The sequence below is a fragment of the Bremerella sp. JC817 genome, assembly GCF_040718835.1.
Taxonomy (GTDB): Bacteria; Planctomycetota; Planctomycetia; order Pirellulales; family Pirellulaceae; genus Bremerella.
Genome location: NZ_JBFEFG010000170.1, coordinates 1 through 500 on the forward strand (window position 1 = coordinate 1; position 500 = coordinate 500).

Annotated in this window: 2 protein-coding genes; both read left to right on the forward strand. The window is 58.4% G+C overall.

Annotated features, from left to right (window positions below):
• On the forward strand, positions 1-226 hold a 226-nt coding region (locus AB1L30_RS00795), incomplete at its 5' end, for a hypothetical protein (protein ID WP_367011441.1).
• A 33-nt stretch (positions 227-259) separates the two neighbouring features.
• Positions 260-406 carry a hypothetical protein gene (locus tag AB1L30_RS00800; protein ID WP_367011442.1) on the forward strand — a complete coding sequence of 49 codons (147 nt, stop codon included), beginning with the start codon at positions 260-262 and terminating at the stop codon, positions 404-406.
• The last annotated feature ends 94 nt before the right edge of the window (positions 407-500 follow it).

A 500-nucleotide genomic window follows, 5' to 3' on the forward strand; every position in this document is an offset into this window, starting at 1 on the left:
GCAATCAAAGGCTCAGTCCGACTCCCCTTCCCAACTCCAACCGAAGCCAGATCCAAGACAATCACCGACTTCACTCCTAGCTGAATGGCCTGATCGGCGATCTGCTCGGCCGCTTGGTGGCCGCGATCAGGCGAATATCGCCGAAGAAGAAGCCCAGCATCGCCGGTTGAGGCGACTCGTATCCTTCACCTTCGATCCGTTGGCGAAGGTTGTTGACCAGTTCTAGCTGGTTTGCAAGACGAACATCAGTACCGGTGAAGTGATCGAGTACACCTGGGACTACCGCAACCGCCTGGTGAGCATCACCAGCAAAACCAGCGGCGGCCGAGCCAATTTGGTCCTGCGACCTCCTTACGCGGCGAATGCTCCGCCAAGCTCGCCTCATCCACGCTTCACGCGGCCGTGATGATAGACCGGGATCTGGCCCCGCAGCTTCGCACGTGGGTAGAGATCATGACGGGCTTGTTCAGCGATAACTCATTTCCGCAGGAACCTTGGCG